At 69.8% G+C, this 14432-nt stretch carries 11 protein-coding genes; 10 read left to right on the top strand and 1 reads right to left on the bottom strand.

The genetic code is table 11. The features are described 5' to 3' along the window. Nucleotides 1-273 precede the first annotated feature (273 nt). The 9 genes from ngcE to ACWDYF_RS31910 all read left to right on the top strand — a co-directional run bounded on the left by ngcE (nt 274) and on the right by ACWDYF_RS31910 (nt 12507). A complete protein-coding gene (gene ngcE, locus ACWDYF_RS31950) occupies nt 274-1719 on the top strand; it encodes an N-acetylglucosamine/diacetylchitobiose ABC transporter substrate-binding protein (RefSeq protein WP_381739757.1) in 1446 nt (481 codons plus the stop codon). 91 nt (nt 1720-1810) lie between these two features. Then, nucleotides 1811-2737 (top strand): carbohydrate ABC transporter permease, encoded by a 927-nt coding sequence (locus ACWDYF_RS31945; protein WP_018564439.1) that lies wholly within the window; start codon nt 1811-1813, stop codon nt 2735-2737. A gap of 2 nt (nt 2738-2739) precedes the next feature. Further along, a complete protein-coding gene (locus ACWDYF_RS31940; RefSeq protein WP_037889294.1) occupies nt 2740-3666 on the top strand; it encodes a carbohydrate ABC transporter permease in 927 nt (308 codons plus the stop codon). Between the two features lie 250 nt (nt 3667-3916). Continuing rightward, a complete protein-coding gene (locus ACWDYF_RS31935; protein ID WP_355479753.1) occupies nt 3917-5116 on the top strand; it encodes an ROK family transcriptional regulator in 1200 nt (399 codons plus the stop codon). A gap of 134 nt (nt 5117-5250) precedes the next feature. Beyond that, nucleotides 5251-6357 (top strand): sugar ABC transporter substrate-binding protein, encoded by a 1107-nt coding sequence (locus ACWDYF_RS31930; protein WP_381740339.1) that lies wholly within the window; start codon nt 5251-5253, stop codon nt 6355-6357. Nucleotides 6358-6588: 231 nt separating this feature from the next. Beyond that, a complete protein-coding gene (locus tag ACWDYF_RS31925) occupies nt 6589-7380 on the top strand; it encodes an ATP-binding cassette domain-containing protein (protein WP_037872558.1) in 792 nt (263 codons plus the stop codon). Continuing rightward, nucleotides 7377-8672 carry a sugar ABC transporter permease gene (locus ACWDYF_RS31920; RefSeq protein WP_381739760.1) on the top strand — a complete coding sequence of 432 codons (1296 nt, stop codon included), beginning with the start codon at nt 7377-7379 and terminating at the stop codon, nt 8670-8672. The genes ACWDYF_RS31925 and ACWDYF_RS31920 overlap by 4 nt, the downstream gene beginning before the upstream one ends. A gap of 206 nt (nt 8673-8878) precedes the next feature. Then, a complete protein-coding gene (gene dxs, locus ACWDYF_RS31915) occupies nt 8879-10810 on the top strand; it encodes a 1-deoxy-D-xylulose-5-phosphate synthase (protein ID WP_389474500.1) in 1932 nt (643 codons plus the stop codon). A gap of 170 nt (nt 10811-10980) precedes the next feature. Next, nucleotides 10981-12507: an amino acid permease gene (locus ACWDYF_RS31910; protein WP_381739762.1), complete on the top strand. Its 1527-nt coding sequence runs from the start codon at nt 10981-10983 to the stop codon at nt 12505-12507. Nucleotides 12508-12528: 21 nt separating this feature from the next. Here the strand turns inward: ACWDYF_RS31910 and ACWDYF_RS31905 are convergent, their stop codons facing one another. Beyond that, complete coding sequence (locus ACWDYF_RS31905) at nt 12529-12924, bottom strand: NYN domain-containing protein (RefSeq protein WP_389474498.1); 396 nt, start codon at nt 12922-12924, stop codon at nt 12529-12531. Between the two features lie 266 nt (nt 12925-13190). Here ACWDYF_RS31905 and ACWDYF_RS31900 point away from each other — a divergent pair, with 266 nt between their 5' ends. Further along, nucleotides 13191-14312: a hypothetical protein gene (locus ACWDYF_RS31900; RefSeq protein ID WP_389474496.1), complete on the top strand. Its 1122-nt coding sequence runs from the start codon at nt 13191-13193 to the stop codon at nt 14310-14312. The last annotated feature ends 120 nt before the right edge of the window (nt 14313-14432 follow it).

The following is a 14432-nucleotide window of genomic DNA, read 5'->3' as shown; positions in this document are numbered from 1 at the left end:
ACCGACAGTGAACCTTGCGTTCGATCTTGCTCCGTCCGCCTGAAGTGGACTATACCTGTCGGCGTCCGCGAAGCCGTTCGACTGCTCGGCCGCGGCCGCCGGGGGAGCCGGAAAGGTGGTTTGACGTGCGAAACACGTCGGCCTCCTTGTTTTCCCAGTGCTCCCGGTGGATGACGCAACGAAGTACTTTTTGCATGACCCAGCTTGGCCTACCGCGGTGCCGGGGAGGATCCGGTTCACCGCCTGAGTCCTGGAGAAGGCGAGGACTTGCGCATGGGATCCACTTCCGCCGAGAACCACGGGGGCGTCGGCCGCCGTTCCCTCATCAAGAGGTCCGCGGCCCTCGGACTCGCGTCCGTGCCCGCGATGAGCTTCCTGTCCGCCTGCGCCAGCGGCGGTGGCGACGGCCAGGACAAGGCCAAGGCGGGCAAGAAGACGGCGAAGAATCCGCTCGGTGTCAACGACACCGCGCAGATGGAATTCGTCCTCTTCGACGGCGGCTTCGGCTCGGAGTACGCCAAGGACGCGACCGAGATCTACCAGAAGAACTTCCCGAAGGCGAAGGTGAAGTTCACCACCACCCAGAAGATCCAGTCGACGCTCCAGCCCCGGTTCAACCAGGGCAACCCGCCGGACCTCATCGACAACTCCGGCGCCGAGCAGATGGACATGGGTGTGCTGGTCGGCAAGAACCAGCTGGCGGACCTCACCCCGCTGCTGGACGCGCCGTCCTACGACGACCCGAGCAAGAAGGTCCGTGACACGCTGCGGCCGGGCATCGTCGAGATGGGCCAGTTCGACGGCAAGCCGGTCTGGATCTTCTACTACGCCTACACCGTCTACGGTGTCTGGTACTCCCAGAAGGCGCTGGACGCGCTGGACGAGAAGTACCCGGAGACCTGGGACGAGATGATCAAGGTCTGCACCAAGGCCAAGGCCAAGGGCATGGCCGGCTGGACCTACGCGGGCAAGTATCCGTACTACCTGCCGTTCTCGCTCTACCCGATGATCGGCAAGGTCGGCGGCCGCGACGTCCTGGACGCCATCGACAACCTGGAGCCGAACGCCTGGAAGCACCCGGCCGTCAAGGCCTGTTTCGAGGCGTACTACGAGCTGTACAAGAAGGGCTTCATCCTCAAGGGCACCCCTGGTCTGGACCACATCCAGTCGCAGACCGCGTGGGCCAAGGGCAACGCGCTGTTCATCCCGAACGGCTCGTGGGTGGAGAACGAGTCGGCGAACGTCATCCCCAAGGACTTCGACCTCGCCGTCTCCGCGCCCACCGGCCTCGACAGCTCCGACAAGATGCCGTTCGGCACGATCTGGGCCTCCGGCGGCGAGCCCTTCATCGTCCCGGCCAAGGCCGCGAACACCGAGGGCGGCATGGAGCAGCTGCGCATCATGCTCAGCGAGGCGTCCTCCAAGAACTTCACCGCCAAGGTGAAGTCGCTGACCGCGTACAACGGCGGCACCACCGGCATCGACCTGACCCCCGGTCTGAAGTCGGGTGTGGCGGCGCTGGAGAAGGCGGGCACCAATGTGGTGAACCCGCGCATGCAGGACTGGTACGTGCAGCTCCAGAAGGAGAAGATCGGTGTGTCCGGTCTCGGCGAGATGATGGCCGGCCGTGCCACCCCGGCGGAGACCATCAAGAAGATCCAGGGCTTCGCCGACGAGGCCGCCAAGGACACGTCGATCAAGCACTACAAGCACCAGTGAGGGCTCGTCATCAGGGTCCGTCCGGCGGTCGGTCAGGCCGCCGGACGGACCCTGGCGGCACCGCCCGCCCTTCAGATCGGGGTCGCTAGCAATGCAGCACGGCAAGTACCGGTTCATCGTGGGGTTCCTGGTGGTACCCCTGGGGCTGTACGCGCTCTTCGTCGTCTGGCCGTTCATCCAGTCCATCTACTACTCGTTCACGGACTGGACGGGCCTGAGTCCCGACTTCAAGATGGTCGGCGTCGACAACTACAAGCGGATGTTCGACGACGAGATCTTCTGGAAGTCGTTGCAGCACAGCCTGGTGTTCGCCCTGGTACTGCCGGTGGTGACGATCGGGCTGGCGCTGTTCTTCTCCTTCATGATCAATGTCGGCGGGCGGCGCAGGAGGGGCGGACCGGCGATCAGCGGTGTCCGCGGCTCCTCCTTCTACAAGATCGTCTACTTCTTCCCGCAGGTGCTGTCGATCGCCATCGTCGCCCTGCTCTTCGCCTTCGCGTACAACCCGGACAGCGGGGCGATCAACTCCCTGCTGCGCGGGGTCGGGCTCGGCAGCCTCCAGCCGCTGTGGCTGGGCGATCCGAACCTGGCCCTGTGGTGCGTCATGGCCGTGCTCGTCTGGTCGACCACCGGCTTCTTCGTGGTGCTCTTCTCGGCGGCGATGGCCTCCATCCCGGCGGACCTGTACGAGGCGGCGCTGCTGGACGGCGCGAGCCGCTTCACCACCTTCTTCCGCATCACCCTGCCGCTGCTGTGGGACACCGTGCAGTCCGGCTGGGTCTACATGGGCATCCTCGCGCTCGGCGCGGAGTCCTTCGCCGTCGTGCAGATCATGACGACCGGCCCCGGCGGCCCCGACTACTCGACCACCGTCATGGTCCTGTACGTGTACCAGAAGGCGTTCCGTGACGGTCAGGCCGCCTACGCCACCACGATCGGCGTCGCCCTGCTCGTCGTCACGCTGGCCTTCTCGGCCCTCGTGATGAAGCTGGGCCGGCGCGAGCGGCTGGAGTTCTGAGCATGGAAACCACCGAGACCCCCGCCCCCGTGCCGGCCGAGTCCGGCGTCGCCGTCACCAAGACCGGCACCCCCGGCGCGAAGAAGGAGCCCCGCCAGAAGAAGGAGGGCGGTGTCCTCAACGTCTTCTCGCACGGGGTCCTGATCATCTGGGCGATCATGGTCGTGCTGCCGCTGGTGTGGGCGGTGATGACCTCCTTCAAGTCCGACGGGGCCATCTTCAGCTCGCCCTGGGCGCTGCCCGACAAGCTGCACTTCGACAACTGGTCCCGGGCGTGGAACGACGCCCATATGAGCGACTACTTCCTGAACACCGTCCTGGTGGTCGGCGGCTCGCTCGTGGGCACGCTGGTGCTCGGCTCGATGGCGGCCTACGTACTGGCCCGCTTCGAATTCCCGGGCAACCGGTTCATCTATTACCTGTTCATCGCCGGCATGAGTTTCCCGGTCATTCTGGCGCTGGTCCCGCTGTTCTATGTCGTGAACAACATGGGGCTGCTGAACACCATCCACGGGCTGATCCTGGTCTATATCGCCTATTCGCTGCCCTTCACGGTGTTCTTCCTGACGGCGTTCTTCCGGTCGCTGCCCAGTTCGGTGGCCGAGGCCGCCTTCGTGGACGGCGCCTCGCACACCCGGACGTTCTTCCAGATCATGCTGCCGATGGCGAAGCCCGGCCTGATCAGCGTCGGGATCTTCAATTTCCTGGGGCAGTGGAACCAGTACATCCTGCCGACCGTGCTGAACACCGACCCGGACAAACGCGTTCTCACCCAGGGCCTGGTCCAGCTGGCCGTCAGCCAGGGTTACAAGGGTGACTGGTCGGGCCTTTTCGCGGGTCTGGTGATGGCGATGCTGCCGGTGCTGGCGGCGTACATCATCTTCCAGCGACAGGTGGTGCAGGGGCTCACCGCAGGTGCGCTGAAATAGTTTCGGGGGCCGCGAGGCCCCGCCGCTCCAGGACCGCCCCCGGCGATATGCCGGGGGCGGTCCTGTGCATGTCCGCGAGCCGATTCCCGGTGCCCTGACGTGCTGTCCTGTGCATGCCAGCGTCGTTCTCCGTGGCCCCTGAAACGGTTCAACCTCTTGACGGGAGGCGACCCGAACGGCTCATCTTAGAGTTCACTTGTTGGACATGGACGGGGCCTCGCCGAAGCGGCCCCGCGCTCAGGAGGTCGTCGTGGAGACTCCAGGGTCGCAGTCGTCGCTGCACCGAGCCAACCTGGAGCGGGTCGTACGTGCCGTGCGTCTTGCCGGATCCCTCACCCAGGCGGAGATCGCGCGGACCACGGGTCTGTCCGCGGCGACGGTCTCCAACATCGTGCGGGAGCTGAAGGACGGGGGGACGGTCCAGGTCACCCCCACGTCAGCGGGCGGGCGCCGGGCCCGCAGCGTCTCCCTGAGCGGAGACGCCGGGATCGTCATAGGGGTCGACTTCGGGCACACCCATTTGCGGGTCGCGATCGGGAACCTGGCCCACCAGGTGCTCGCCGAGGAGTCCGAGCCACTGGACGTGGACGCCTCCTCCAGCGAGGGCTTCGACCGGGCCGAGGAGCTGGTCAGCCGGCTGATCACGGCGACCGGGGTGGACCGCGCCAAGATCGCCGGGGTGGGCCTCGGCGTGCCCGGACCGATCGACGTGGAGTCCGGCACGCTGGGCTCCACCGCGATCCTGCCGGGCTGGGGCGGCATCAAGCCCGCCGAGGAGCTGCGCGGGCGCCTAGGCGTCCCGGTGCACGTGGACAACGACGCCAACCTCGGCGCCCTCGGCGAGCTGGTCTGGGGCAGCGGGCGCGGGGTGCGCGACCTGGCGTACATCAAGATCGCCAGCGGTGTGGGCGCCGGTCTGGTGATCAACGGCAAGATCTACCGCGGCCCCGGCGGCACCGCCGGCGAGATCGGGCACATCACGCTCGACGAGTCGGGACCGGTCTGCCGCTGCGGCAACCGCGGCTGCCTGGAGACCTTCACCGCGGCCCGCTACGTGCTGCCGCTGCTCCAGCCGAGCCACGGCACCGAGCTGACCATGGAGGGCGTGGTGCGGCTGGCCCGGGACGGCGACCCGGGCTGCCGCCGGGTGATCGCCGACGTCGGCCGGCACATCGGCAGCGGGGTGGCCAATCTCTGCAATCTGCTCAACCCGAGCCGGGTGGTCCTCGGCGGCGATCTCGCGGAGGCGGGCGAGCTGGTGCTCGGCCCCATCCGGGAGTCCGTGGGCCGCTACGCCATCCCCAGCGCCGCGCGTCAACTGTCCGTGCTTCCCGGGGCACTCGGCGGCCGTGCGGAGGTGCTGGGCGCCCTCGCGCTGGCGCTCAGCGAGATGGGGGATTCGACCCTTTTGGACGGAACCCTGACCGCGGCGACCCCTGCCTTCACTTAGAGAACGTATGGCACCGTTGCCATCTCGTTAAGGATTTACTTCTTGACGTCGCACGTGCGGCCGAGTTGACTTCCAGCCACCTCGGCCGCAACGACGCGGCCTCGTCAGGGAGGTTTGAGGAAGTGAACACGCGTATGCGTCGTGCGGCCTTCGCCGTTGCCGCTGGTGCCATGGCCGTCTCGCTCGCCGCCTGTGGCAGTGCCAAGGAGTCCAAGGACAAGGACACCTCGTCGTCCGCCCCCGCGGCCAAGAAGGGCGACGACATCAAGGTCGGCCTGCTGCTGCCGGAGAACAAGACCGCTCGTTACGAGCAGTTCGACAAGCCCCTGATCGAGAAGAAGGTCGCGGAGCTGACGAACAACAAGGGCAAGGTCTTCTACAACAACGCCCAGCAGAACGCGAACCTGCAGAGCCAGCAGGTCGACACGATGATCACCAACAAGGTGGACGTGCTCATCGTGGACGCGGTGGACGCCAAGGCCATCAAGAACTCCATCCAGAAGGCCAAGGACCAGGGCATCAAGGTCGTCGCCTACGACCGCCTGGCCGAGGGCCCGATCGACGCCTTCACCACCTTCGACAACGAAGAGGTCGGCAAGGCGCAGGGCGAGGCGCTGCTGAAGGCGCTGGGCGACAAGGCCACCAAGGCGAGCAAGATCGTCATGATCAACGGCTCGGTGACCGACCCGAACGCCGCCCAGTTCAAGAAGGGCGCCCACTCCGCGCTCGACGGCAAGGTGACCATCGCCAAGGAGTACGACACCAAGGAGTGGTCGCCGGACAACGCCAACTCCGAGATGGAGGCGGCGATCTCCGCGATCGGCGCCAAGAACATCGCGGGCGTCTACTCCGCCAACGACGGCATGGCCGGCGGCGCCATCACCGCCCTGAAGGCCGCGGGCATCAGCGTCCCGGTCACCGGCCAGGACGCCGAACTCGCCGGTGTGCAGCGCATCCTCGCGGGCGAGCAGAACATGAGCATCTTCAAGTCCTACCCGACCGAGGCGAACGTCGCCGCCGAGATGGCGGTCGCCCTCGCCAAGGGCACCAGCCTGGACTCGATCGCCAAGACCAAGGTCGACAGCGACAGCGCCAAGAACGTCCCGGCGCTGCTGGTCCCGGTCATCTCGCTGACCAAGGACAACGTCAACGAGACGGTCATCAAGGAGGGCTTCTACACCGCCGCCCAGATCTGCACCGGCAAGTACAAGGCCGACTGCGACAAGTACGGCGTCAAGTAGGCGGCCCGGCCGGGACCGCGCACCGCGGGTCCCACCGGACCGCCGTCGAGCGGCCCGCACCGGTCCGCCGCGGGAGTCGCCAGCGACCTCCCGCACGGACCGCGGCCGCCCCATGGCTCCGCCGGCGCCCCGCGCGCCATTCAGCCCCGCAAGCTCGGCGCGGGGCGCCGGACGGAACATCCTCCCCCCAAACTTCTGCACAACCTCCCGCCGGGTCAGGCGGCGAAGGAGATGGTTCACGTGTCCGCTACGCCCGTGCTGGCGTTGCGCGGGGTCTCCAAGCGGTTCGGTGCCGTTCAGGCGCTCACCGACGTAGAGCTTGAGGTCCACGCCGGTGAGGTGGTCGCCCTGGTCGGCGACAACGGCGCCGGAAAGTCCACGCTGGTCAAGACGATCGCCGGCGTCCACCCGATCGACGAGGGCGCCATCGAGTGGGACGGCAGGCCCGTCCAGATCGGCAAGCCGCACGACGCCCAGAGCCTCGGCATCGCGACCGTCTACCAGGACCTCGCGCTGTGCGACAACATCGACGTCGTCGGCAACCTCTACCTGGGCCGCGAACTGAAACGGTTCGGCGTGCTCGACGAGGTCGAGATGGAGCGCCGCTCCCAGGAGCTGCTGCGCACCCTGTCGATCCGCATCCCGAGCGTGCGCATCCCGATCGCCTCGCTCTCCGGCGGCCAGCGCCAGGTCGTGGCCATCGCCCGCTCCATGCTCGGCGAGCCCAAGCTGGTCATCCTGGACGAGCCCACCGCCGCCCTCGGCGTCGAGCAGACCGCCCAGGTGCTCGACCTCGTCGAGCGGCTGCGCGAGCGCGGCCACGCCGTCATCCTGATCAGCCACAACATGGCCGATGTGAAGGCCGTGGCGGACAAGGTCGCCGTCCTTCGCCTGGGCCGCAACAACGGTGTCTTCGAGGTCAGGACGACCTCGCAGGAGGAGATCATCTCCGCCATCACCGGCGCCACCGACAACGCCGTGACCCGCCGTGCGGCGCGCGCGAACGGGGAGGTATCCAAGTGAGCATCGACAAGACCTCCGCCACCGCGCAGGACGGGCCGAGCGTGGAGAACACCGAGGCCGCGGCCGCGGCGGTGACCGCCGTCGACCCGCGCCTCCTGGTGCGCGAGCAGGGACTGGCCGGCTACTTCGGCGAGTTCAAGCGCAAGATGAAGGCCGGTGAACTGGGCTCGCTCCCGGTCATCCTCGGCCTGATCATCATCTGCGTCGTCTTCCAGAGCCTCAACTCGCAGTTCCTGTCCGCGCAGAACCTGAGCGACATCACCGTCACGATGGTCGGCACGGGCATGATCTCCGTCGGCATCGTCTTCGTGCTGCTGCTCGGCGAGATCGACCTGTCGGTCGGCTCCGTCAGCGGCGCGGGCAGCGCCCTGGCCGCCGTCCTCGCGGTCAACCAGGGCTGGCCCGAGTGGGCCGCCGTGCTCATCGCCGTCGCCGCGGGCGCGGCCATCGGCGCGGCCCACGGCTTCTTCTTCGCGGTGCTGGGCGCCCCCGCCTTCGCCGTGACCCTGGCCGGCCTGCTGTTCTGGCTCGGCTTCATGCTCAAGATCCTGGGCGCCCAGGGCACCATCAACCTCGACAGCGACGGCCTGATCGGCAAGCTGACGACGTACTTCTTCGCGGACGTGGCCGCCGCCTACGGGCTGGCCCTGATCGTGGTCGTGGTGTTCTTCGTCACCTCCTTCCTCGGCAACCGCCGCCGGGAGGCCGCGGGCATCCCCTCCCGCCCGCTCAGCGACACCGTCCTGCGCACCGTGCTGCTCGCCGTGATCTCCTTCGCCGCCGCCTTCATGTACAACCAGTACAAGGGGCTGCCGCTGGCCACGGTGATCTTCCTGGTGTTCCTGATCGGCACCGACTTCCTGCTGCGCCGCACCGCCTTCGGCCGGAAGATCTTCGCGCTCGGCGGCAGCGTCGAGGCGTCCCGCCGCGCGGGCATCAACGTCACCGCCATCCGGATCTCCGTGTTCGGCATCTCGGGCGGCTTCGCCGCGATCGGCGGCCTCTTCCTGGCCTCCAAGATCGCCTCGGCCAACCAGAGCGCCGGCACCGGTGACCTGCTGATGAACGCCATCGCGGCGGCCGTCATCGGCGGCACGTCCCTCTTCGGCGGCCGCGGGCGCACCTGGAACGCGCTCCTCGGTGTCCTCGTCATCGTCTCGATCCAGTACGGCCTCCAGCTGGAGTCCATCGCCGAGCCGGTGAAGTACATGATCACCGCGGCGGTCCTGCTGGCCACCGTCGTCATCGACTCGGTCACCCGCAAGACCCAGAAGACGGCCGGCCGCGCCTGACCGCGACCGACCCGAACACCTGTGCCCGGCACCCCTGCGGTGCCGGGCACAGTCGTCGGGGGAACCCAGCCATGGAACGGCCCCGGCCGGGGTACAGCCGTTCGCGTGACCTACGACGCACCGCCCGGCCGCAGGGCGCCGGAGCGGAACATTAGACTCGACAAGCCCGGCAACAGCTCGATCAGCTCTACTGCAAGGAGGCACGGGTGCCGCTGCTGACCCGCATCAGGGGACCGCGCGATCTGGACCGGCTCAGCATGGAGGAGCTGGACCAGCTGGCGGAGGAGATCCGGACCTTCCTGGTCGACGCCGTGTCCAAGACCGGCGGTCACCTCGGCCCCAACCTCGGTGTGGTGGAGCTGACCATCGCCCTGCACCGGGTCTTCCACTCGCCGAAGGACAAGGTGCTCTGGGACACCGGCCACCAGTCCTATGTGCACAAGCTGCTCACCGGCCGTCAGGACTTCTCCCGGCTGAAGATGAAGGGCGGCCTGTCCGGCTACCCCGCGCAGGCCGAGTCCGAGCACGACGTCATCGAGAACAGCCACGCCTCCACGGTGCTCGGCTGGGCCGACGGCATCGCCAAGGGCAACCAGATCCTGCGGCGCGACAGCCACGTCGCCGCCGTCATCGGCGACGGCGCCCTGACCGGCGGCATGGCCTGGGAGGCGCTGAACAACATCGCCGCCGCCAAGGACCGCCCGCTCGTCATCGTCGTCAACGACAACGAGCGCTCCTACGCGCCCACCATCGGCGGCCTCGCCGACCACCTGGCCACCCTGCGCACCACCGACGGCTACGAGCGCTTCCTCGCCCGCACCCGCGAGGTCCTGGAGCGCACCCCGGTCGTCGGCCGCCCGCTGTACGAGACGCTGCACGGCGCCAAGAAGGGCCTGAAGGACTTCATCACCCCGCAGGGCATGTTCGAGGACCTGGGCCTCAAGTACGTCGGCCCGATCGACGGCCATGACATCGAGGCCCTGGAGTCCGCGCTGACGCGCGCCAAGCGCTTCGGCGGCCCGGTCATCGTGCACTGCCTCACCGAGAAGGGCCGCGGCTACCAGCCCGCCCTCCAGGACGAGGCCGACCGTTTCCACGCCGTCGGCAAGATCCACCCGGACACGGGCCTGCCGATCGCCGCCTCCGGCGCCGACTGGACCTCCGTCTTCGGCGAGGAGATGGTCAGGCTCGGCAAGGAGCGCGAGGACATCGTCGCCATCACGGCGGCCATGCTCCAGCCGGTCGGCCTGGACAAGTTCGCCAAGGCCTTCCCCGACCGGGTCTACGACGTCGGCATCGCCGAGCAGCACGGCGCCGTCTCCGCCGCCGGCCTTGCCCACGCGGGCGTGCACCCGGTCTTCGCGGTCTACGCCACCTTCCTCAACCGTGCCTTCGACCAGGTGCTGATGGACGTGGCCCTGCACAAGTGCGGCGTCACCTTCGTCCTGGACCGGGCCGGGGTCACCGGCACCGACGGCGCCTCCCACAACGGCATGTGGGACATGTCGATCCTCCAGGTCGTGCCCGGCCTCCGGCTGGCCGCCCCGCGCGACGCCGACCAGGTCCGCGCCCAGCTCCGCGAGGCCGTCGCGGTCGACGACGCGCCCACCGTGGTCCGCTTCTCCAAGGGCGCCGTCGGCCCCGCCGTGCCCGCCGTGGGCCGGGTGGGCGGCATGGACGTGCTGCGCGAGCCCGGCACCGCCACCCCCGACGTGCTGCTCGTCTCCGTCGGCGCGCTCGCCCCGATGTGCCTGGAGATCGCGGCGCTGCTGGACAAGCAGGGCATCTCCACGACGGTCGTCGACCCGCGCTGGGTCAAGCCCGTCGACGAGGCCATGGCCCCGCTGGCGGAGCGGCACCGCGTGGTCGTCACCGTCGAGGACAACTCCCGCGTCGGCGGTGTCGGCTCCACGATCGCCCAGGCGCTGCGCGACGCGGGCGTCGACGTACCGCTGCGTGACTTCGGCATCCCGCCGCGCTTCCTCGACCACGCCTCGCGCGCCGAGGTCATGGCGGAGATCGGCCTGACCGCGCCCGACATCGCCCGCCAGGTGACCGGCCTGGTCTCCGAGCTGGACGGCCGCTTCGCGCGGACGGCCGCCGACGTCGACCAGGCGGTGCAGCCCGCCCGCGACTGACCGGCGGGCACCCACACCCCGCGCACACCGGAAGGACCGGTTCCGTCACCCTCCCACAGGTGGCGGAACCGGTCCTTCTGAGTGAACCTGCCAGTGCGGGGGCATGCGCGTCCCCAGCCCTCTCGATCACGTCGAGCCAGGTCGAGGCGAGCAGCGTGGGAGGTAGGCCCGTGACCGATTCGCTGTTCCGGACGAAGAACATCGAGCAGTCGATCCAGGACACCGAGGAACCCGAGCACGCGCTGCGCAAGTCGCTGTCCGCCCTCGACCTGACCGTCTTCGGCGTCGGCGTCATCATCGGCACCGGCATCTTCGTCCTCACCGGCACGGCCGCCCGCAACACCGCGGGACCGGCCGTGTCGCTGTCGTTCGTGGTGGCCGGAGTGGTGTGCGCGCTCGCCGCGCTGTGCTACGCCGAGTTCGCCTCCACGGTCCCGGTCGCCGGATCGGCGTACACCTTCTCCTACGCCTCGCTCGGCGAGTTCCCGGCCTGGATCATCGGCTGGGACCTGGTGCTGGAACTCGCGCTCGGCACGGCGGTGGTGGCCGTCGGCTGGTCCGGCTACATCCACTCGCTGCTGGACAACGCGGGCTGGCACCTGCCCGCCTACCTCGGCGGCCGGGACGCCGCCTCCGGCTTCGGCTTCGACATCCTCGCCGCCGTCCTGGTCCTGGCCCTCACGGCCATCCTCGTGGTCGGCATGAAGCTCTCCGCACGGGTCACCACGGTCGTCGTCGCGATCAAGGTGGCGGTGGTGCTCGTGGTGATCATCGCGGGTGCCTTCTTCGTCAAGGGCGGCAACTACGACCCGTTCATCCCGAAGGCCCGGCCGGTCACGGCGGGCGGCAACCTCCAGGCCCCGCTGGTCCAGCTCATGTTCGGCTGGGCGCCCTCGGACTTCGGCGTGATGGGCATCTTCACCGCCGCCTCCGTGGTCTTCTTCGCCTTCATCGGCTTCGACGTGGTCGCCACGGCGGCCGAGGAGACCCGCAATCCGCAGCGCGACGTGCCGCGCGGCATCCTCGGCTCACTGGTCATCTGCACCGCGCTGTACGTGGCCGTGTCCATCGTGGTCACCGGCATGCAGAAGTACAGCAAGCTGTCCGTGGACGCGCCGCTCGCCGACGCGTTCAAGTCCACCGGGCACCCCTGGTTCGCCGGACTGATCAGCTTCGGCGCCGCGATCGGCCTGACCACGGTCTGCATGATCCTGCTGCTCGGGCAGGCCCGGGTGTTCTTCGCGATGAGCCGCGACGGTCTGCTGCCCCGCTTCTTCTCGCACACCCACCCGCGCTTCCGCACCCCCTACCGGCCGACCATCCTGCTCGGCGTGATCATCGCGATCGTGGCGGGCTTCACCAGCCTGAGCGAGCTGGCCGAACTGGTGAACATCGGTACTCTGTTCGCCTTCATCGTCGTCGCGCTGAGCGTGATCATCCTCCGCAGGACCCGCCCCGATCTGCACCGCGCCTTCCGCACCCCGCTGGTGCCCTTCGTGCCGGTCGTCTCCGTGCTCGCCTCGCTGTGGCTGATGCTGAACCTGCCCGCCGAGACCTGGCTGCGGTTCGCCGTGTGGATGGCGATCGGCTTCGTCGTCTACTTCCTCTACGGCCGCTCGCACAGCCGCCTCGCCCAGCGCACCCGCGCCGCGGCGGACGCCCCGCCCGGCGGCGGAACTCCCGGCGGGACTCCGTAGCCCCGCCCGCGCGGGCGCGGCTCAGCCCCGTACCGTACGCGGACCGGCGACCTCGGCGCCCCGCTCCGCCACCCGGCGGCGCAGCTCCCGGTCCGCCGTCACCACCAGCACCCGGCGGCCCGCGGCCCCTTCGGCCAGCGCCACCACCAGGTCGTCGCCGCTGCCGGGCGCCGCCTCCACCCGCACCCCGGGGACGGACTCCACGCCCCGCGCGGCGCCCTCGACCACCAGCACGATCTCCAGCGGCCCGGGATGTCCGGGCAGCCCCGGACCCGCGTACCCCGCCAGCCGGTCCCGCAGCCGCTCGGCGGCCCCGCGCCGGTCGCGCCACCAGCCGTCCGGCACGGACCCCACGACATTGGCCCCGTCCACGACCAGCAGCAGGGGGGACACCCCGCCGCTCCCGTCATCCGCCATACGCCGCCCGCCTTCCTCGGCCTCCACCCGGCCAGCCTGCCACGACGGCAGGACGCTCCCGCCGCCTCACGGGCAGTCGGTCCGGGCGCGCCGAGCTGCGGGCCGCCGACATGGGCCCCGAGTGCGCGGGCCGGTGCGACCGGCCGCCGTGAGACGCGCATCCGCGCTCGCCTATGATGAGCCAGCTCGGCCGCCCGCAACACGGGTTCGGGACAGGCGGATCAGCCCGCGCCGAGGTCACGTCAGGGAAGGGGCCAGGTCACCTCATGCGGACCAGATCCGGGCGCGCCGCCGCCCGCGGCAGAGCCGAGGCGCCGGGGGAGCATGCGAGCACCGGACGGCACACGGCGGGACGCACCGTCGGCGGACGCTGGCTCGTGCTGGGCAAGGACGGCAGGCTGACGGCGTACGCACGCACCGGCGACGGGCTGCTGCGCTGGACCGAGCTGCGGCCGGGCGGACCGCAGTGGTCGGCGCCGGAGTTCTTCCCGGTGGACGGCCTCACTCACCTGACGGTCGTTCAGGGAGCCGATGCGTACGTGCACTTCCTGGGCCGGCGCGAGGTGCGCCGGGCCGACGGGCCGCCGGCCGTCGACATCGTCCACGCGATCCAGTACCAGACCGGCCGCCCGGTCACCGAGTGGCGCTCGCTCGGCAACGCGCACCAGGACCGGGAGAGGGCGGCCCGCTTCGGTGCGCCCGCGGGCGCGGTCAGCGGCTCGGGCCGGGTCCACGTCTTCGCGCGCAACGCGGGCGGCGGCGTCATGCTGCGCCGGGAGGACGCGAGCGGCAAGTGGGAGGGCTGGCAGGACCTCAAGGGCAGCCAGGTGAAGGACGGGATGGCCGCGGTCGTGCACGACTCCGGCCGGGTCGAACTCCTCGCCGTCGGTGAGGGCGTCGTCATGCGCTGGCAGCAGGAGAGCCCCGACGGCGCGTTCCGGCGGGAGCCGAACGTCTCGCTGCGGGTGGCGCCCGGCACGGTGGCGGCGCTGCCGACCGGTCCGGAGCGCGCCACGTACTACTGGGCCGAGCCCGACCGGGGCGGTCTGGTGGCGCACCGGCCCGGCCGGTCGGCGATCCCGCTCGGCGGCGCGCCGGACGGCGAACCGGTCGGCGCGCTGCGCGCCGATCCGGCCGGTTACGACTGCACGGTGCTGGCCCATCGCGACCAGGACTGGCAGGTCCTGTTCGCCGTGTGCGGCACGGAGAACGAGCAGGCCGGGGTGCGGTGGTCACCGACCGGTGAACGCGCCCTGGGGGCCCCGGCGCTGGCGTTGGACGGGCGCGGACGCGTGGTGCTCGCGCTGATCGGTCCGGACGGGCGGCTCAGGGTGGCCCGGCAGACCGAGGCAGCGGACCTGTCGCTGGGCCCGTGGACGCGGGCCTGACGCCCTCCTCACGCCACCGCCGCGACGGCCGGGCGGCTCCTCGTGCGGACGCCTCCGGAGCCCCACCACGCCCTGGCGGAGGGTGAGTCCGCCTTCCGCGGCACGACCTGACGACGGAGG

This window comes from Streptomyces sp. NPDC003284, from assembly GCF_053589675.1.
The sequence above is the reverse complement of the archived record's forward strand: the minus strand, read 5'-3'. Positions and strand labels throughout refer to the sequence as shown.